This window comes from Collimonas sp. GW821-FHT07E08, from assembly GCF_059418905.1.
Genome location: NZ_JBWKQR010000008.1, coordinates 218,861 through 235,660, shown reverse-complemented (window position 1 = coordinate 235,660; position 16,800 = coordinate 218,861). Strand labels below are relative to the sequence as shown.

Genomic DNA, 16,800 nt, shown 5'->3' with positions numbered 1-16,800 from the left:
TAAATAGGGTCAGAGTCGAATTGTTGACCGGTCAACAATTCGACTCTGACCCTATTTAACGGACCACGGGGCAACCACCTCGGCACTAACGTTCCTTAGATGCCTTCAATTCCTCTTTCCAACGTTCCTGCAACTCCCTCTCCCGCGCATCAATCATGGACTGGTCATAAAACCCCGCATCCCCCGAATTCCGCGCAATCCGCAGCTGATCCAGCGCCGCCGGCACACTTCCCGTCAACACATAAGACTCCGCCAAAGCCATATGCTGCAACGCCCGCTTGCCCTGCGCCGAATAAGCCTTGGCCAGCAAATCCTGCACATCCGCATCCTGGCGATACAGCCGGGCTTGCTCGCGCAGAAACTTGATAGCGTCGTCCAAACGCTTGGAAGCAATCAGCACCCGTGCATACTGATGCGCCAGTCCGCGCGACAAGGGATACTGAAGCTGCCCCTGCTGCACCAGTTTCAAGGCTTCCGCCTCGCGATTGGTGGCCAGCATGATCTCAACGCCCAGGTCGGTAAGCATCAGGCTCTGCTTCGCCGGCAAGGCTGCCGCCACAGCCTGCTGCAGCAAATCCTCCGCCTTGCCATATGCCTCCTGCTTGAACGCAAGGAACGCCATGCCGTATTTGGCGGCAACGATCTGCTGCTTGGTATTGAGCTGCAGCTGCGCGTCAAACACGATCTGGGCGTCGCGCCGGCCTTGCTCGGTATCGTCTTGCAACACACGCACGCGGGCTCGCATCAACTGGAAATCCAGGCTATCGGCGCGCTGCCGGTAGCGCTGTTCGCGGATCCGGGCCTCGATGTCGGCAATCCGCTCGGTAGTCAGCGGGTGCGTCAGCAGATACGGCGGAACCACATCCGAATAGTTGCGGGAAGCCGTCTGCATGCGCCCGAAAAAAGCCACCATGCCGCTGGTCTCGAAGCCGCCCGCATCCAGGATCGACAGCCCGATCCGGTCCGCCTCGCGCTCGGCGTCGCGGCTGAAATTCAGCTGCCGCTGCATCGCCAGGCCGGTGCCGCCCATCATCACCGCCGCGCCCGCATCGCCGCTGCCGCGCATTGCCAGCGCCCCCAGCAGCATGGACGCCAGGGCGATCATCGAATCCTGCTTCTGGCTGCCCACCATGCGCGCGATATGGCGTTGCGCCACGTGGCCGATTTCATGCGCCAGCACCGAAGCCAGTTCAGATTCGCTCTGCGCCGCCAGCAGCAGGCCGGAATGCACGCCGATAAAACCGCCCGGCAAGGCAAACGCATTCAAGACCGGATCGCGCACCGCAAAGAAGAAAAAATCGAACCCGGCCTCGCCGCGCACCTCGGGCCGAGCGTTAACCAGCGTCCAGCCGAAATTGTTCAGGTACTCCAGCAGCGGCGCATCGTTCAGGTAATCGGGATCGCGCCGGATGTCGTGCATCACTTCCTCGCCCAGCTTGCGCTCCATCAGCGGCGACAGCGATTCGCGTGAAGTGTCGCCCAGGGTAGGCAGGTTTTGCACCGCCAATGCCGGCTGCGGCGGCAGTACGCAGCATGCGCTGATGAGCGCCGCAACCAACATTCGCCAGGGCAATTGCAATGATCGATTCATCGAGTACTGGATAGTGTCAAAATCACGATGCTATGATACTAGCAGAGGACCATTGTTCCACCTTCGGCAAGTACCGGCAGCCCCAAGGATTCGACCTGCGATGCGCCGCATCATCTACAGAAAATACCGCCATGACCAATAAAACCCCTGCATCCGCCAAGCTGACCCATTTTGACCAGGGCGGCCAGGCTCACATGGTCGATGTCGGCAGCAAAAACGACACCCACCGCATCGCCCTCGCCAGCGGCTGCATCCGCATGAAAGCAGAAACACTGGCGCTGATCCAGTCCGGCACTGCAAAAAAAGGAGACGTGCTAGGCATCGCCCGCATCGCCGCCATCATGGCGACCAAACGCACCAGCGACCTGATCCCGCTGTGCCATCCGCTGGCGCTGACGCGGGTGACGGTCGATTTCAGTATTGATGATGCGGCAAGCAGCATTACCTGCAATGCGCAGGCCGAGACTGTGGGCAAGACCGGGGTGGAGATGGAAGCGTTGACGGCGGTGCAGATTGGATTGCTGACGATCTATGACATGTGCAAGGCTGTCGACCGGGGGATGGTGATTACCGATGTGCGGGTCATGGAGAAACATGGCGGCAAATCAGGGGACTGGATCGCAGAGGCCTAGCCAAAAGCATCCTCGCCGTCAAAAATATCCCGCACGCCAAATCCGCGGGCGCGGTACCGGATGAGCGTAGCGCTCTTTTTGTAAATTTTGCTCTTCGTGCAAAGACAGGTTGCGGATTTCCGGCCACATGCCATTGCCGAGAAAATAGATCAACATTACCAGGCCCGCCAAGCCGCTGAACCGGACAGCCATGGGCAAGCGCAACGTAGAATCGCGTTGCGCTGGCGCGAGCGAGGCTATCCAACCCCAGCAGCAACCGATGTACACCGCAATCCACAACTGGCTGGTAGGCATCACGATCAAACCAGACACCAAACCATCCACCAGGATTGCGACCCCGGTGGTCAGCCACGTGGCTAACGTCAGATGGTTTCTGACGTCGGTCGGGAGCAGATACTGGCGCGCAGCCAGCAGTTTTTTAAAGCCAAGCACAATCGCAGCGACCAGCGCAAGCAAGGCTGGGATGCCCCACTCGCAGGCAATCTGCAGCACCCAATTGTGAGGATGTGCGCCGAGCTGCACGTCGCGCCCGAAGTGGGCAAAATGCAAAGGTCCCGCCCCGAGCCAGGGATGGGCAAGCGTGATTTGCCAGGCGCGCACCCACAACGACCAGCGGCTGGAATCCGGATTCTCTATGGTGCGCTCGATCACGGAGGATAGAAATCCGAACGGATGCAGCCCTAGCGATAGCGGGATCAGTACGTAAAACAGAACATATATTCCCAGGCCGGCCAGCCCCGACCATAACATTACCCGGCACCAGGGTTTCGCATCGCCGCGCAAACAAAACCAGGCCGCGCATACCCCGGCCGCCAGGCCAAGCAACGTGCCGCGCCCGGCCGGAACGAAAAGCAACGCCCACCATGCGGACGCAACGCCCCATGCAAATAATTTTTGCTTGCCATTGGCGCTACGGCATATGAGCAGGCCAAGCAATGGCAAGGTCACGGTTTGAACGTGATTGAGAAACCGGTAATTGTCGAACCCATATATAAGAAATGAATTCGATGGCTGCCCGCCTGCATTGATCGCGACAATATAGACAATCGCCTCGATAACAACATAAACCGCAGCTCCCAACCCGCAGAACAGCAATATCTTGTCCAGCCAGGCCTGGCCTTTGGCGCGGATTTCCGATGCAATCAGGGCGGACATTGTAAGCAACAGCAGGAAACCGGCCCATTCAAATAGGGCATGGCGGGGAGAATATGCAAAAACACTGGATGCCAGGCCAAGCAAGAAAAACCAGAACAGGAAAAAGCTTATCCGGCGATCAAATATTTGCCGCAGGTCCTCGCGCCCGGAGCGGATCAGGAGGGTTGCTCCAAACAGAGCGGTCAGCACCAAACACGAAATCTCTATAATCCGCTGATTGTCATGGAAACCGCCGCCATCTGCGATGGGAAATGGCCACAATGGGCTGATTGCTGCAGCGAAGACGACCAATATCGAAGGGAAAGGGACTACCGAGGGGAACCGAAGCACCATGAGATCGCCGCTTGTATTTAATCAAACATTATTTGTAGCGCGTCATGCATATATCTGCGGCCCTTTCGGCCCGGAACTTGCTTGCCTTATCCAAAACTCCGTACCGCGAAAAGCACACTAGTCTAGGCCGCAATGAACGGTATGACGGAAATTGTCGCTTGCAATGAAAATTTTATGCAACACATGACGAATTTTATGGGAAATTGCCACAAAGCTACAGGTATACTGCAGCACTAATTCATTGGCACCCTAAATTACGGCAATCGCGGCGAACTCCGGGCATTCGAAACACTAACAAAGTCTTGTCTACTTAATTAAATGATGAATGTACCCCCAATTCGCGTGCCGCTGCTGGTACCCATGGTGCCAGATCGGTCGGCACTGTGGCCTTATCTGGGACGCATGGACGAGGCACGCCATTACACCAATTTCGGCCCGCTGGTCAGGGAACTGGAATCGCGCCTCAGGCAGCGATTTGCGTCGCATACCGAACACCAGATGTACGTTACGACGGTAAGTAACGCTACCCTAGGCATTGAGCTGACCTTAAATTCATTGAATTTGCCTGCAGGCTCTCCGGTCCTGGTCCCGGCGCTTACCTTTGTGGCAACCATTACCGCCGTCATCCGCGCCGGCTATGTCCCGGTTGTTGCTGACATCGATCCGGACAACTGGCTCTTGACGCCCGAAATCGCCGCAGCGGCTGTCAAGGCTACCGGCGCTCGCGCCGCGGTTGTGGTCGCGACGTTCGGCTACCCGCAGGACACCAGGCGCTGGAGCGAATTTCAAAAACAAACCGGCGTGCGCATCGTGATAGATGCGGCTGCAGCCTTCGGCAACCAATGGGTTGACGCCGCCGACGTCCCGGTTGTCTTCAGCATGCACGCCACCAAATCGCTGCCCGCAGGAGAAGGCGGGTTTATCGTCTCCGGCGATGCATCGATCAACATGCTTGTTTGCCAAAAAAGCAATTTCGGCATTAACCTGACGCCCGATGCCGGCGTTCCGGTCGGCTACCTGTCGTCCGCCGGGACAAATGCAAAGCTGTCGGAATTTCATGCTGCGGTGGCCTTGGCCAGCTTGGATAGCTGGGACGAGCAAGCTGTCCAGCGCCAGCGCTTGTATCAGCGTTATCGGGCGGTCCTGGAAAAAACCTGTGGCGAAGTTCTGACGTGGCAAACAGGTCCGGCACCGACAGCCCCCACTTCCTTTTGCCTTCGATTAGGCTCGGAAGCCGCGCGCACGAACCTTGAAACTCTTTGCCAGGAACAGGGAATTGCCACTCGGCGCTGGTACCAGCCTTTGTTGCATCGACATGCTCCCGAAATTGGAAAGATAGTAGTATTGCCAGTTCTCAATGCTGAAAAAGTCGCCACCGACCTTATCGGCTTGCCATTTTTCCTAAACATGACCGATGCACAGATTGAACTGGTCGCAACTGCTGTCCAGCGCGCTGTTTCACACACACCATCTTTACATCAAACCACCTGAGAGCCATATGGATACGATCGAGCAGTTTATTGAGAAATTTAGTAACGCAGTGGATTTTCAGAAACCGGTGGAGATCGCCCCGACTACCGAACTGCTCAGCCTGCCTGAATGGGATTCGCTGGCAGCCTTGGGCGTTATCGTCATGTGCGACATGGAATATAGCAAGACCATTACCGGAGATAATCTTGTCACTTGCCGCGTCATCAATGATATTTACGCACTTGTCTGCTGACATTCCATGACTCAATCAACGCTAAACAATGTCAGATATGCAGGGATGACGACCTGCGTTCCCAAGCGCATCATTTCGAACGTCGACGATTGCCCGCCCCAGATGCGATCTGCCCGCGAACGGCTGGTGCGCAACATCGGCATATTTCAGCGCCGCATGTGCCCGGAATGGCAATGTTTCTCTGATCTTGCTTTCGTTGCTGCCGAGCGTCTACTAGACGAACTGAGCTGGAAACGCGAAGAAGTCGATGCATTGATTATCGTTTCACAGTCACCCGATTATTTAATTCCCGCCACGGCAATCATTCTTCAGGACCGTTTGCAGCTGACCAAGGCTACCGTCGCGTTCGATGTCAATCTTGGTTGCTCTGGCTATCCGTTCGCGCTGTATATCCTGGGTTGCATGATCTCAGCCGGCACCATCAAGAAAGGCTTGGTGTTGGTCGGCGATAAGGCGGCGACGGTCATCGATCCGCTGTTTTCTGACGCTGGGACAGCGACCGCTCTTGAATACGTTCCAGGCGCCCCGCCCATGCACTTCGACCTGAACAGCGACGGCAGCGGTTACCGCGCCATCATTATGCCGGTGGGAGGTCATCGCGAGCCTGTGGACATTCAGCACTTGATTCCCTACAAGGATGAGGACGGGGTATTGCGGCGTCCTGACGAATTGATTCTGGACGGTCCAGCAGTGCTGAGCTTTTCAACACAGCAAGTCCCTCCAGCGGTAAACCGCCTGCTCGAATACGCTGGGCAGTCGTCGGACCAAATCGACTACTTCCTGTTCCATCAAGCCAATCGCATGATCAATGAGACCATACGCAAAAAACTAGGCTTGCCGCCCGAGAAAGTTCCCTCAACCCTGCATGACTTCGGCAACACCAGCGGGGCATCCATACCGGTAACCATGACCGCGCGCATCCGCGAGTCGCTGCAGGATGGGCCCAAACGGGTACTGTTATCCGGCTTTGGCATCGGATTGTCCTGGGGGAGCTGTATCGTGGATCTGGAGAAAGCGAAATTTCCTGAATTAATCGAAGTATGAGCGTATGAGCGATTCACCTTTCAGCCTCCAGAACAAGATTATTCTGGTGACGGGGGCATCTTCCGGTATCGGTCGCGCTACGGCCTTGTTGTGCGCGGAGCTTGGCGCGACTGTAGTGCTCTGCGGGCGTGACATGGACCGCCTGAACGCCACTTTGGCCTCCCTGCCTGGCACTGGCCATACAATCGTTCCCGGCGACCTGACCAATGCCGAAGCACGGCACGCTTTGGTAGATGCCGTGCCGCCACTTGACGGCTGTGTGTTTAGCGCTGGGGTAGCAGCCTTGGTCCCCATGCGGATGGTGTCTGAGCAGCACTTGCACGCGATGTTTTCTGTGAATTACGAAGCACCTGTAATGCTGACACAACGCTTGCTGTCCAAGAAAAAAATCAACAACGACGCCTCGCTGGTTTTTGTCACTGCACGTGCAGAGCACTTTTCACCTATCGCCACAGGCATCTACTCCGGTGTCAAGGCCGCATTAACCGCAACGGTTCGCACCATTGCACTGGAACATGCCAAACAGGGAATACGCGCGAATTGCGTTTCTCCCGGCTACGTAGACACCCCGATGCTTGAAAAACTCCAAGGTGTGTCTTCAATAGAGAGCAAGGTCGACCTCGTTCCCCTTGGCGCAATTGAAGCGACTGATATTGCGAACGGCATCGCCTATCTTCTTGCACCGGCGAGCCGCTGGGTAACGCGCAGCAGCCTGGTGATTGACGGCGGTCTCTCTCTTCGAGCCAGAGGATAGACCGGTCATGAACATGATAACCAACAACCCTTTTCATCTTCGAAACAAGACCATTCTTATCACTGGCGCATCGAGCGGCATTGGCCGCGAAGTAGCAATCCAGTGCGCACTAGCGGGTGCACGGCTAGTGATTAGCGGGCGCGACGAAACTCGTCTCAATGAAACGCTTTCGGCCCTCTCGGGCAGCGGCCATAGTGCCGTATGTGCCGACCTGACAGATCAGGAACAGTTACACGCATTAGTTGAACAGGCAGGAGAAGTCGATGGTGTAGTGCATGGCGCAGGCATCGATGGAGTAATACCGATCAGAATGGTCAGCGAGACATTTCTGGACCGGGTATTTTCGGCAAACTTTAACGCCCCTGTCTTGTTAACGCAGCGATTGCTGTACAAGAAAAACATTCGCGACGGAGCTTCCATTCTATTCATGACCTCGATCGCCGCTCACACGGGTACGGTTGGCGTCGGTCCTTATTCAGCTTCCAAGGCGGCCTTGATCGGCTTGATGCGCTGCCTAGCGTTAGAAGTCGCCAAGCGGGGGATCCGGGTCAACTCATTATCGCCAGGGCTGGTCGATACACCGTTGGTGAACAAAATTCGTGCGTGGCTGGATGAAAAAGACAAGATGTATCCACTCGGTATTGGTCGTCCTGAAGACGTAGCTTATGCCGCGGTCTATTTCCTGTCGGACGCAAGCTGCAAGATCACCGGCACCAGTTTCAACCTGGACGGCGGCATCCCGTTTACCTAAGGTCCAGGAATGAGAAACGTCTATATCATTAGTGCGGGCGGCTTTGGCCGCAATACGGCAGTGGTTGCAAAGTCCGATCCGGCACACGGAAAAGAATGGGTAGTCAGAGGATTTCTAGACGGCCGCACCGATCTCATGCCGGTCCCCGGCCTGCCGGTGGTCGGCGATCCGCTGACTTATCGCTATCAAGCTCCCGACCTCTTCGTTTGTGCACTTGGCAAGCCGGCAATGAAACGCCAGTACTCCAGCCCTCTGCTGGAGCAAGGGGCGGAATTCATGAACCTGATGCCGGATCTGCATTTGGCCGACCGCGCCAGCATGGGCATCGGCTGTGTGTTCGAGCGCCATGTATCGATCGGCGCCGATGCGAAGCTTGGCAGCTTCGTGACTGTCTTGTCGAATGCCATCATCGGCTACGATGTTACGGTGGGTTCCTACTCCACAGTCAGCAGCTTCGTCTTTATCGGCGGCGGCGCCCAGATTGGGGAAGACGTTGTGATACATCCGCACGCAACCATCTTGCCCAAGGTTAAGATCGGCGATGGCGCAACTATTGGCGCCGGCAGCGTCGTCATCGGCAACGTACCAGCCGGGATTACCGTTTTTGGCAATCCGGCAAAGCGCTTCAGGTTCAAATAATGCTTTCGGAAATTCAAGCCAGGCACTATATCGACCCTGCTGTTTTCGAACGCGAGCAAACCCATGTCTTTGGCAAACTCTGGATATTCGCCGGGCTGCGCACACTGCTCGCCGAACCGGACGCATTCCTGACACGGACGATTGGGGGAATACCGATCGTGATCCAGAATCTTTCCGGTGTGCTCAAGGCATTTGAAAATCAATGTGCGCACCGCCAGATGCCATTGCAGTTCGAAGAATACGGTCAACGCCGGCTCGCCTGCCGTTATCACGGCTGGACTTACGATGCCGACGGACGCGCCAAGACCATCCCCGATGAACAAACCTTGTACCGTTTTACCTCGGAAGAGCGTTCCAACCTGTGCCTGCGAGAGTTCGCCATAGAGGTGATCGGCAATCTGGTATTCGTTAATGTCCACAAAACCCCGATACCGATCGAACAACAATTTACCAAAGAATTTCTAGAACAACTGGCAGGCATTTCCAGCCACTTCTCTTCGCAGGCAATCCACACTTGCGTACCGGCGCGCTACAACTGGAAACTCAATTTCGAGAATGTACTGGACGCAAACCATGTTGCCTACGTCCACCCGCGCACCTTCCGGCCTTTGATTAAGAACGGCGCCGCGCAACCGGCAGAAATCGCACCTGAGACTCCAGTCGACGACAGCGAATTATCCAGTTTGAGCTTTTGCTCCACCATGGCGATGAGCGTTCAGCCATGGCCATGGCATGCCATGGTCGAGCAATACGGACCACAGGATACTTATCACAATTATTTTATTTATCCGAATGTGAATTTCATTTCGGTAGGGGGCCTGGTTTTCCTGATACAGCAATTCGATCCGGTCGCCGCCGACCGTACCGAAGTCAGGTTCACATTGATGACCGCCAAGGAAAAACAGCGGATCGTTGCATTGCCTGCCATTTTGTGGGGTCACCTTAAAGGCGAAAAACGCGTCCTGGACGAAGACCTGGTGCTGTTGGAAGCACTTCAGGCTCGCCTGCATGCCGGCGGGCGGCCCGCTTGCCACGGCGCCTATGAAACACAGCTGCGACGCGTCGCTGACGTGTATCTGCGGTTAATGGGAGACAAAGCTTGAGCGCCGGAGAAAATATGCAGCTGGCCTTGATCGGATGCGGCAGCATTTTTGATGCTGCGCGGGCCGCATGGCCTCGTCTCGGAAACAAGTGCGGCCTGGACGTGGCCCAGTACGATCTGCAGACTTTGCCACTAGCCTCAACTGACGCTATCGCTGCTGACGTTACTGCATTTCTTGCGGGAATGGATCCAGCCAAAGTACGAGTATTCGCCGCAGTAGACTATAACGCGCTGAACCATGCCCGGCTGGATGCCTATGCCTGCGCCCGGTTAAGAGGATTCAAATGCGCGACGCTGATACATCCAGACGCGATGGTAGAACCTGATGTACAGCTCGGAGAAAACTGCTGGATCGGCGCCGGTGCAATCGTCAGCTCCGGCGTACGCATCGGCAACAATGCCTTCATCGCGACCGGCGCACGTATCGATGCCAACGTGCAGATCGGCAACAATGCATGGATCGGACCTGGCGCAGCGCTTGGCAACAACGCACGCATCGGCACACACTCCATCGTCGGCGCTGATGTGAAAATCGCGGCCAATGTCGCGCTGGGCCGCCATTGCGTGATCGATGTGCCAGGCGCCTATGCGACATCGCTGCCGGATGGCACATTTATAGATCCGTTGTTCGCGTTCCCTGTGCATATATTTGGCAGCACCGTCCGCTCGGCCGGATAAAAAGCAAGAAATAAGGAAAGTAAATGCTTTCACGCATGCCCCCGCAAGCTTATATCGACCAAGGCTGGTTCGAGCGCGAGCGCGAATTGTTTTTCAAACCGCTCTGGCAGTTCATCGGCCTCAAAACGATGCTGTCGCAACATAATGCTTTTATCACGCGCACGCTATGCGGATTACCGATCGTGGTGCAGAACTTCAACGGTGAGTTGCGCGCCTTTGAAAACCTTTGCGTGCATCGGCAGAATCCGGTGCAAACGCTGGCCAACGGCGTGCGGCCACTGGTATGTTCTTATCATGGATGGGGCTACGGCCAGGACGGTGCGCCGGATAACATCCCGTTCGAAGCCGAGGCCTTTCGTTACCCTCCGGAAGAGCGCGCCTGTCTGCATTTGCGGCGCTTTGCGCTGGAGACAATTGGCAATCTTGTATTTATCAATCTATCCAGCAATCCCATTCCTATCGGCGAGCAGTTCGGTGCTGACTTCCTCACATCAATACAAGAATGTTCCGACGCTTTCGACGGCGAAGTAATGCTGACGACCTTTAAAATGCAGGCCAATTGGAAGCTCGCTTATGAAAACCTGCGCGACGCCCACCATCCCCGTTATGTGCACGCACGCTCCCTGTACCAAAAGGTGAAATTCGAAGTCAACATTGACGAAGCCGGGCTTGCCGCCTTTAAAAACCTGGGAGATTCGGCCCTAAATGACCGCGGCACGACGATGTCCAGATTACGCAGCTTTAGCAACGGCGGCCCGGATACTCCGATGAAAGAAGTGCTGCCATTTTCCTGGCATGACAATGTCGAACGATATGGCAACAAGAACTGGTACTACAACTGGCTGGCCTTCCCCAATTTGCATATAGCTTCCGGCGGCGGTTATTCCTTCATCATCGAGCACCATATTCCAGTTTCCCCGGACCGCACCGATATGATGGTTCACTACGTGACTGCAAAAAAGAAACGCCGCTATGCTGCGTCGCCCGCTGTGTTACATGCACACATGATGGGGGCGGAACGGGTGTTGCGGGAAGATATCGATGTCATGCAGAACATACAAAAACAGTTGCACCCTGGCGCGCCATCGGCCCGGCTCGGCGACTACGAATTCGCAAACGGCAGCATCGAACGTTGGTACCTCGACGTGATGGAGGGAAAAATTGCGCTCTAAATATGTGATAGGCAACGGCGCCCTCCTTGACTGGGCCATGGCAGCCTGGCGCGAAGTAGATCCCGGCCTCGAGTTAAGACCAGTCAAGCTGGATCAGGACGCCGCCTATGCATTCGATCTGAGCGTGCTGGACAACCTGATAGTCGATGGCGCCACCGCCTTTGCCGCATATGACGATCAATTCCTGAATTTCCGCCGCTTCGAGCTGATGGCAAAATTAAAAGAACGCGGCTTCTCGATGCCTGCGCTGGTGTGCCCAGGCGCGCTGGTAGCCAGTACGGCCAGCCTCGGCGAGAATGTCATGATTGGTGCAGGCGCCATCGTAGGTCATGGTTGCCAGATCGGCTTCAATACCGTGATCGGCAGCGGCGCCAATATCGGTAGCGCTTGCCGGATAGGTAATTCAGCGTGGATCGAAGCAGGCGTGGTCATTGGCCGCGCTGCAAAAATCGGCGCCAATGTCACGCTCGGCACTGGAGTGATCATTGGCGACACGGTCGAGGTAGGCAAATTTTGTGCGATCGACGTCGCAGGAAAAATAACGAAAAATATCGCGGCCAAAACTTTTCTGCATGCTTCGTTCGACACATCGATCAATATCGTCGAACTGTAACAATCAATTGCTGCACCATTTTCTCCAGGCTGTGCGATAGGCATCTTCAAGCGGCCGGGTTACCTGCTCGGGAGCCGAGGTGAATAACGGCGCCGCGCGCTCACGCAGCGATTGCCTGATCTCATTCAACTTTGGCAGATCTTGAGCAACTTCAATCGCCCTAGCCACATATTCATCTTCACTGTACGTACGGAACTCAGGCAAACCTGCTCCTGCAAGAATGGAAACGCCGGCGCGAGATACCGGCGTATCGCCCGACAAAGCGATCACCGGCACTCCCATGCTCAGAGAATGCAGGGTGGTTGTGCCACCGTTGTATGGGAAAGTATCCAGCGCCAAGTCGATTTGGTGATGCAACTTCAGGTAATTCGCCAAAGACATCTTTGGCTGGATAATCAGCCGGTCCGCCGTGATATTTTCCTGCGCAAACATGTCGACCAGACGCTGCTTCGCTTGCGGCCCGGTCGCGTTCCCCAGCATAAGCTTGGCATGCGGCAAAGCGTTCAGGATGCGCCCCCAAAGGTGCACGGTTTCCTGGTTGATTTTTGCCAGATTATTGAGGCAACCCAGCGTGAATTGCTTAGATTTCAGGGCGGGCAGAGGGTTGACCGGCGGACAATCGACTGACGGCTGGAATTGCGCCGACGCAGGGATCCGCAATAACGTTTCCGTATGAAATTGCTCGGTGGTTCCCGGTGGATCCATCGACGCGTCGGTAATGCGATAGTCCATGGCCGTCAACCCGGTGGTAGCTTGATAGCCGATCCAGGTCATTTGCACCGGTGCGGGTTTGCGCGCAAAGGTAAGCAGGCGATTGTAGCCGGTGTGACCGGACAGATCGACCAAGATATCGATCCCGTCAGCGGCGATACGCTCGGCAAGCTGGTCGTCCGACATGCCGGCACAAGACAGCCAATGGTCCATCTTCAGGCTCAGGCGCTTGGTGACGTCATCGTGTATCACATAATTGTAATAAGCGAAGATTTCAAACTGCGACTTGTCGTGCGTATTCAGTACAGGCTCAATGAAAAACGCTACGGAATGATTGCGAAAATCTCCGGATACGTAACCGATCTTGAGCCGCTTGTCCGGGTCACGCGTATTCCGATGCCGCGGCCAGCGCGATTTCAGCGGCGACTCATACAATTGCGCGAAACGCCGGTGCTCGGCAAACACTTCCGTTTGTGCATATGCGGCATGGTACTGCATTGCCAACAGCATGCTGGTGAAAGCCGGAACGTAATCAGGCCTGAGGGCGAGTGCGGCTCGATAGCTGTCCACGGCGTCTTCGACCTGCCCTCCTGCCTGCAGCGCGTTGCCGAGATTGCTGAGCGCTTCCGGAAATTCCGGTTTAATAGCCAAGGTTTTCTTGTAGGAGGCAATCGCCGCATCTTGATTGCCCTCCATGGAATATAAATTCCCCAGATAGTGATGGATGTCGGGGTTCTGCGGGAAAATTGCAGTCCCTTTCCTGAGGAGATCTTTGGCGGCATCGTGCTGGCCCTGTTCAAACATCAGCAAACACAGGTCGCAGTATATCGGCTCAAAATCCGGCTTGACGGCGAGCGCCTTCTTGAAATTAGCGATTGCGCCGCTCTTGTCGCCGTTCTCTTTAGCGATTGTCCCTAACATGTAAAGACCATCGACATTTTTCGGGTCAAGCGCTATCGCTTGCGTCAGTATTTCATTCGCCTCATCAAATTTCCGCTGTTCTCTAAGCACATATCCCAGAGCTATATAGGGGGACACATGCGCCGGGTCGATCGCCAGCGCCTGCCGGTAGCACATTTCTGCGTTGCGGACATCTCCCTTGCCAAGAAACGAGGTGCCTCGCACCAGATGGGCCGTACGGGCAGCGCCTATATCCTGTCCGGCCGCAGCATCGGCTGACGGCACCGCGACTGCGACTTTCTTTTCGGTCGAGGAAAACAGATTTTTAAAGGATTTGAACATGAGCTCGAGGAAAAATCGGAGGGTGCGAATCTTGAACGTAGTTCTTCAAGAATTGTTATTGATTCACCGAACGCAATCAGATATGCGATCATTTCTGCCAAATTTGACTAGCGCAAAACCTGTTTGCGCAAGCCGCTGCTTGCAACAAATCAAGGATAGGCTAGATCTTCAACATCAGCCAATTGGTTAATTGATCCACATATTCGGGATCATATCCCTTGTCTTTCAATGCCCATTTGAATGCATTGCCGACCTGGGCCTTCTTGTAGGTATTCATTTTGCGATCGCGCGTGAAGCTGCTTATCTGCTGCATCATGTTATGCAGCATCGCATCATGCTTCTTGCCCATTAACCTGTTATTGCGAGCCGGCCCTTCAAGAGAAAGCCTCTCAATCAGGATTGCAGCAAGCGACTGCCCAAACTGCTTTTCCTCACGTGCATCAAACCAGCTGAACCACATCCATCTTCTCCCACAACAATTCGATTAATTGGCTATCCAGCTCACCTGCCTTGCAAGCTCTTTTTGCCCATGGCAAAGCAATACGCTATTTTTTTTCCTCTACCGGCTCTACTTGCAGCAACTCCCCTGTTGCCAACGACACTACGCCAGCAGCATACTTGAATCTGCTCTGCACCACTACTGGTACAAACCCGACCGGATTGCGTTGCGCACGGTAATCGGCCTCAAGACGTGCCAGATTGAATGCAGCGATCTTATTTTGCTCTGCAAAGCCTTCGGCTGTAACAGCCTTCTGGCGCACTGCGTCTTTCATTTGCTGATAAGGCACAAAGTATTTTGGCATGCCAAAAATATCAGCTCCACCACCGACGGACGACCAAAGGATCGCCTGGCGTTCGTCCTTATTATCGGGCATTTTCGCTCCGACAATCTGCGGCCCTAGCAACGAGTGCAGCGACAATTTTGGCGTCCCGCCCAACTTTGGATCCGTGGTCACTTCATCTGCCGCCACCACGTTGAACTGATCGCCATAAAAAACAATATACAGGGGTCGAACTTCAAAAATCACATGCAAGCCATAACCCAGCGCAGCGAGCTGGATGAAAGCGATCAACATCAAATCGCGCCGCAACTCACGTGGCGGTTTCAGGATATTGAAGATAACCAGTGTCAGCAGCGGCCCCAGCACTACATCGCATCCCAGCAACAATAAAAACAATTCGCGGCCGTTAGTCAGCTGAAAATAGGGTGACGGGAACCAGATGAGATAAATCAGGGCAAAAGTCAGTGTGCCGATCAGGGCACTGATTGCCAAATGTATAGCAAAAGCGAGCAAGCGCTTTTTGATTGTTTGCCGCATATTCTTCAAGAAAATGATTTATTTCTGATTGCAGATTTTAAGTTTGATATATGTTATATAAAAACAAATTTCAAACATCGTACTTCCAACGGCTTGATGTCAACACAATCAGTCTTCGAACAAAAAAATCAACGGCATTCCGCTGGAGCGTAATTTGTCGGCAAAGTACCTACGTTCGCTGTTAAAGAATGTGCCTGCGATGCTGTTTTGGTGGAAGATGTACAGGCCCAGTCAATCGGTCCTGAGGTATTTGCTGCGAGTGGAAGATTATTTATGTTTGGTGTCAACAGTAGCGTGTTGGTAGCATTTGATAGAGCCACGATGCCGTCGGGGGCAAAGTTATAGGTAATTGTAATCACGCCTCCCCCGCCGATTGACACGCTTGTAACGTATTTGGACGATGCACCACCATAGGCCGCATCTGAGTCCTGAGCCGGGATCAAGCCGGTGGACTGAAAAGCTGTAGCTACTGCTATTTTTGCATCTTCTGCCAATGCGAGCCCTTCACTGACCTTAGCTCGCACCAAGTAATTCTGGTATGCCGGTAATGCAACAGCAGCAAGGATGCCAATGATGGCAACTACAATCATTAATTCTATCAAGGTAAAACCGCGTTGGCCGCGTTGTAACAAGCTGAGCGACTTCATGGGATTTCCTGCTCTTATCAAAGTGATTGTCTAAATCAAATTAATAAAAAAGGCGCCTGAGCGCCTTTTTTATACTGAATTACTCATTTATACAATTCGCATTGCAAAAATTAACGGCATTCTGCTGGAGAGTATTTTGCCAAAACGCTGCCTAAGGTAATTGCGCCCAACGAGTGACCTTGTGCTGCTGTACTTGTGGCGGATGCACAAGCCCAGTCAATAGTGCCGCTAGTACCGGCGACCAAAGCAAGCTTATTGATATTAGGAGTCAAATAAATAAGATTCCCAGTAGCTGCCAAGGCCGGAATACCACCAGAGCCTGTTGCATATGTAATTTTAATTACACCGGATGCAATGTCGATGGAACTTACATATTTAGATGGAATAAAGCTGTAACCGGCGGCTGTGTTATCAGCAGGAATGTTACCAGTAGACTGAAATGTCTCAGCGACGGCCAACTTCGCAGCATCAGCAAGCACCAGACCTTCACTAACCTTAGCGCGAACTGTGTAATCTTGGTAAGCAGGCAAAGCAATCGCTGCCAGAATACCGATAATTGCCACAACGATCATCAATTCGATCAGGGTAAAACCGCGCTGAGCGCGTTGCATCATTTTCATGTGTTTCTCCGGTTGATAAAAAGGGGTTTCACTGCCTATGACTTAGAGCAATGTCTGTGCCAGTGGAAAATCCC

18 protein-coding genes are annotated in these 16,800 nt (G+C 54.3%); 11 read left to right on the top strand and 7 right to left on the bottom strand.

The window, feature by feature from the left end; all coding sequences use genetic code 11:
- Positions 1 to 85: 85 nt before the first annotated feature.
- Positions 86 to 1,561, bottom strand: a complete 1,476-nt coding sequence (locus AC07RZ_RS12720) for a M48 family metalloprotease (RefSeq protein ID WP_494668156.1) — start codon at positions 1,559 to 1,561, stop codon at positions 86 to 88.
- Between the two features lie 161 nt (positions 1,562 to 1,722).
- Between AC07RZ_RS12720 and moaC the strand changes: the two genes are divergently transcribed.
- Positions 1,723 to 2,223, top strand: coding sequence for a cyclic pyranopterin monophosphate synthase MoaC (moaC, locus tag AC07RZ_RS12715; RefSeq protein ID WP_342829930.1), 501 nt, complete (start codon positions 1,723 to 1,725; stop codon positions 2,221 to 2,223).
- 18 nt (positions 2,224 to 2,241) lie between these two features.
- On the opposite strand, the gene AC07RZ_RS12710 is transcribed toward moaC, so the two are convergent.
- Complete coding sequence (locus AC07RZ_RS12710) at positions 2,242 to 3,711, bottom strand: O-antigen ligase family protein (RefSeq protein ID WP_494668155.1); 1,470 nt, start codon at positions 3,709 to 3,711, stop codon at positions 2,242 to 2,244.
- Between the two features lie 402 nt (positions 3,712 to 4,113).
- On the opposite strand from AC07RZ_RS12710, the gene AC07RZ_RS12705 reads away from it, so the two are divergent.
- From AC07RZ_RS12705 to AC07RZ_RS12660, 10 genes are read left to right on the top strand one after another with little or no spacing between them, the layout of a single operon-like run.
- Complete coding sequence (locus tag AC07RZ_RS12705; RefSeq protein WP_494668154.1) at positions 4,114 to 5,202, top strand: DegT/DnrJ/EryC1/StrS family aminotransferase; 1,089 nt, start codon at positions 4,114 to 4,116, stop codon at positions 5,200 to 5,202.
- A gap of 7 nt (positions 5,203 to 5,209) precedes the next feature.
- Entirely contained in the window at positions 5,210 to 5,434 is a 225-nt protein-coding gene (locus tag AC07RZ_RS12700) for an acyl carrier protein (RefSeq protein ID WP_494668153.1), read from the top strand.
- Between the two features lie 6 nt (positions 5,435 to 5,440).
- Positions 5,441 to 6,478 (top strand): ketoacyl-ACP synthase III, encoded by a 1,038-nt coding sequence (locus AC07RZ_RS12695; protein WP_494668152.1) that lies wholly within the window; start codon positions 5,441 to 5,443, stop codon positions 6,476 to 6,478.
- A 4-nt stretch (positions 6,479 to 6,482) separates the two neighbouring features.
- The gene (locus AC07RZ_RS12690) at positions 6,483 to 7,232 is read left to right on the top strand and encodes an SDR family NAD(P)-dependent oxidoreductase (protein ID WP_494668151.1); all 750 of its coding nucleotides are present in this window, start codon (positions 6,483 to 6,485) and stop codon (positions 7,230 to 7,232) included.
- A gap of 7 nt (positions 7,233 to 7,239) precedes the next feature.
- The gene (locus AC07RZ_RS12685; protein WP_494668150.1) at positions 7,240 to 7,983 is read left to right on the top strand and encodes an SDR family NAD(P)-dependent oxidoreductase; all 744 of its coding nucleotides are present in this window, start codon (positions 7,240 to 7,242) and stop codon (positions 7,981 to 7,983) included.
- 9 nt (positions 7,984 to 7,992) lie between these two features.
- Positions 7,993 to 8,622 (top strand): LbetaH domain-containing protein, encoded by a 630-nt coding sequence (locus AC07RZ_RS12680; protein WP_494668149.1) that lies wholly within the window; start codon positions 7,993 to 7,995, stop codon positions 8,620 to 8,622.
- The gene (locus AC07RZ_RS12675) at positions 8,622 to 9,725 is read left to right on the top strand and encodes an aromatic ring-hydroxylating oxygenase subunit alpha (protein ID WP_494668148.1); all 1,104 of its coding nucleotides are present in this window, start codon (positions 8,622 to 8,624) and stop codon (positions 9,723 to 9,725) included. Before AC07RZ_RS12680 ends, AC07RZ_RS12675 begins: the two co-directional genes overlap by 1 nt.
- Positions 9,722 to 10,402: a DapH/DapD/GlmU-related protein gene (locus AC07RZ_RS12670; RefSeq protein WP_494668147.1), complete on the top strand. Its 681-nt coding sequence runs from the start codon at positions 9,722 to 9,724 to the stop codon at positions 10,400 to 10,402. Before AC07RZ_RS12675 ends, AC07RZ_RS12670 begins: the two co-directional genes overlap by 4 nt.
- Before the next feature lie 23 nt (positions 10,403 to 10,425).
- Positions 10,426 to 11,574 carry an aromatic ring-hydroxylating oxygenase subunit alpha gene (locus tag AC07RZ_RS12665; protein WP_494668146.1) on the top strand — a complete coding sequence of 383 codons (1,149 nt, stop codon included), beginning with the start codon at positions 10,426 to 10,428 and terminating at the stop codon, positions 11,572 to 11,574.
- A gap of 37 nt (positions 11,575 to 11,611) precedes the next feature.
- The gene (locus AC07RZ_RS12660) at positions 11,612 to 12,187 is read left to right on the top strand and encodes a hypothetical protein (protein ID WP_494668145.1); all 576 of its coding nucleotides are present in this window, start codon (positions 11,612 to 11,614) and stop codon (positions 12,185 to 12,187) included.
- Between the two features lie 3 nt (positions 12,188 to 12,190).
- Here AC07RZ_RS12660 and AC07RZ_RS12655 read toward each other — a convergent pair whose 3' ends face one another.
- The 5 genes from AC07RZ_RS12655 to AC07RZ_RS12635 all read right to left on the bottom strand — a co-directional run bounded on the left by AC07RZ_RS12655 (position 12,191) and on the right by AC07RZ_RS12635 (position 16,720).
- A complete protein-coding gene (locus AC07RZ_RS12655) occupies positions 12,191 to 14,140 on the bottom strand; it encodes an O-linked N-acetylglucosamine transferase, SPINDLY family protein (protein ID WP_494668144.1) in 1,950 nt (649 codons plus the stop codon).
- Between the two features lie 160 nt (positions 14,141 to 14,300).
- Positions 14,301 to 14,600 (bottom strand): hypothetical protein, encoded by a 300-nt coding sequence (locus AC07RZ_RS12650; RefSeq protein ID WP_494668143.1) that lies wholly within the window; start codon positions 14,598 to 14,600, stop codon positions 14,301 to 14,303.
- 85 nt (positions 14,601 to 14,685) lie between these two features.
- Entirely contained in the window at positions 14,686 to 15,459 is a 774-nt protein-coding gene (locus tag AC07RZ_RS12645) for a TfpX/TfpZ family type IV pilin accessory protein (protein WP_494668142.1), read from the bottom strand.
- A 128-nt stretch (positions 15,460 to 15,587) separates the two neighbouring features.
- On the bottom strand, positions 15,588 to 16,106 hold the full coding sequence (locus AC07RZ_RS12640; RefSeq protein WP_494668141.1) for a pilin: 519 nt from the start codon (positions 16,104 to 16,106) through the stop codon (positions 15,588 to 15,590).
- Between the two features lie 110 nt (positions 16,107 to 16,216).
- Positions 16,217 to 16,720: a pilin gene (locus AC07RZ_RS12635; protein WP_494668176.1), complete on the bottom strand. Its 504-nt coding sequence runs from the start codon at positions 16,718 to 16,720 to the stop codon at positions 16,217 to 16,219.
- Positions 16,721 to 16,800 lie beyond the last annotated feature (80 nt).

What these genes read in the sequence shown, in the direction of transcription:
- AC07RZ_RS12665 (WP_494668146.1), top strand. Translation starts at nt 10,426, where the DNA reads ATGCTTTCACGCATGCCCCCGCAAGCTTATATCGACCAAGGCTGGTTC.
- AC07RZ_RS12660 (WP_494668145.1), top strand. Translation starts at nt 11,612, where the DNA reads ATGGCAGCCTGGCGCGAAGTAGATCCCGGCCTCGAGTTAAGACCAGTC.
- AC07RZ_RS12705 (WP_494668154.1), top strand. Translation starts at nt 4,114, where the DNA reads ATGGACGAGGCACGCCATTACACCAATTTCGGCCCGCTGGTCAGGGAA.
- AC07RZ_RS12635 (WP_494668176.1), bottom strand. Translation starts at nt 16,720, where the DNA reads ATGATGCAACGCGCTCAGCGCGGTTTTACCCTGATCGAATTGATGATC.
- AC07RZ_RS12675 (WP_494668148.1), top strand. Translation starts at nt 8,622, where the DNA reads ATGCTTTCGGAAATTCAAGCCAGGCACTATATCGACCCTGCTGTTTTC.
- AC07RZ_RS12690 (WP_494668151.1), top strand. Translation starts at nt 6,483, where the DNA reads ATGAGCGATTCACCTTTCAGCCTCCAGAACAAGATTATTCTGGTGACG.
- AC07RZ_RS12695 (WP_494668152.1), top strand. Translation starts at nt 5,441, where the DNA reads ATGACTCAATCAACGCTAAACAATGTCAGATATGCAGGGATGACGACC.
- AC07RZ_RS12700 (WP_494668153.1), top strand. Translation starts at nt 5,210, where the DNA reads ATGGATACGATCGAGCAGTTTATTGAGAAATTTAGTAACGCAGTGGAT.
- AC07RZ_RS12655 (WP_494668144.1), bottom strand. Translation starts at nt 14,140, where the DNA reads ATGTTCAAATCCTTTAAAAATCTGTTTTCCTCGACCGAAAAGAAAGTC.
- moaC (WP_342829930.1), top strand. Translation starts at nt 1,723, where the DNA reads ATGACCAATAAAACCCCTGCATCCGCCAAGCTGACCCATTTTGACCAG.
- AC07RZ_RS12720 (WP_494668156.1), bottom strand. Translation starts at nt 1,561, where the DNA reads ATGTTGGTTGCGGCGCTCATCAGCGCATGCTGCGTACTGCCGCCGCAG.
- AC07RZ_RS12645 (WP_494668142.1), bottom strand. Translation starts at nt 15,459, where the DNA reads ATGCGGCAAACAATCAAAAAGCGCTTGCTCGCTTTTGCTATACATTTG.
- AC07RZ_RS12650 (WP_494668143.1), bottom strand. Translation starts at nt 14,600, where the DNA reads ATGTGGTTCAGCTGGTTTGATGCACGTGAGGAAAAGCAGTTTGGGCAG.
- AC07RZ_RS12680 (WP_494668149.1), top strand. Translation starts at nt 7,993, where the DNA reads ATGAGAAACGTCTATATCATTAGTGCGGGCGGCTTTGGCCGCAATACG.
- AC07RZ_RS12640 (WP_494668141.1), bottom strand. Translation starts at nt 16,106, where the DNA reads ATGAAGTCGCTCAGCTTGTTACAACGCGGCCAACGCGGTTTTACCTTG.
- AC07RZ_RS12710 (WP_494668155.1), bottom strand. Translation starts at nt 3,711, where the DNA reads ATGGTGCTTCGGTTCCCCTCGGTAGTCCCTTTCCCTTCGATATTGGTC.
- AC07RZ_RS12685 (WP_494668150.1), top strand. Translation starts at nt 7,240, where the DNA reads ATGAACATGATAACCAACAACCCTTTTCATCTTCGAAACAAGACCATT.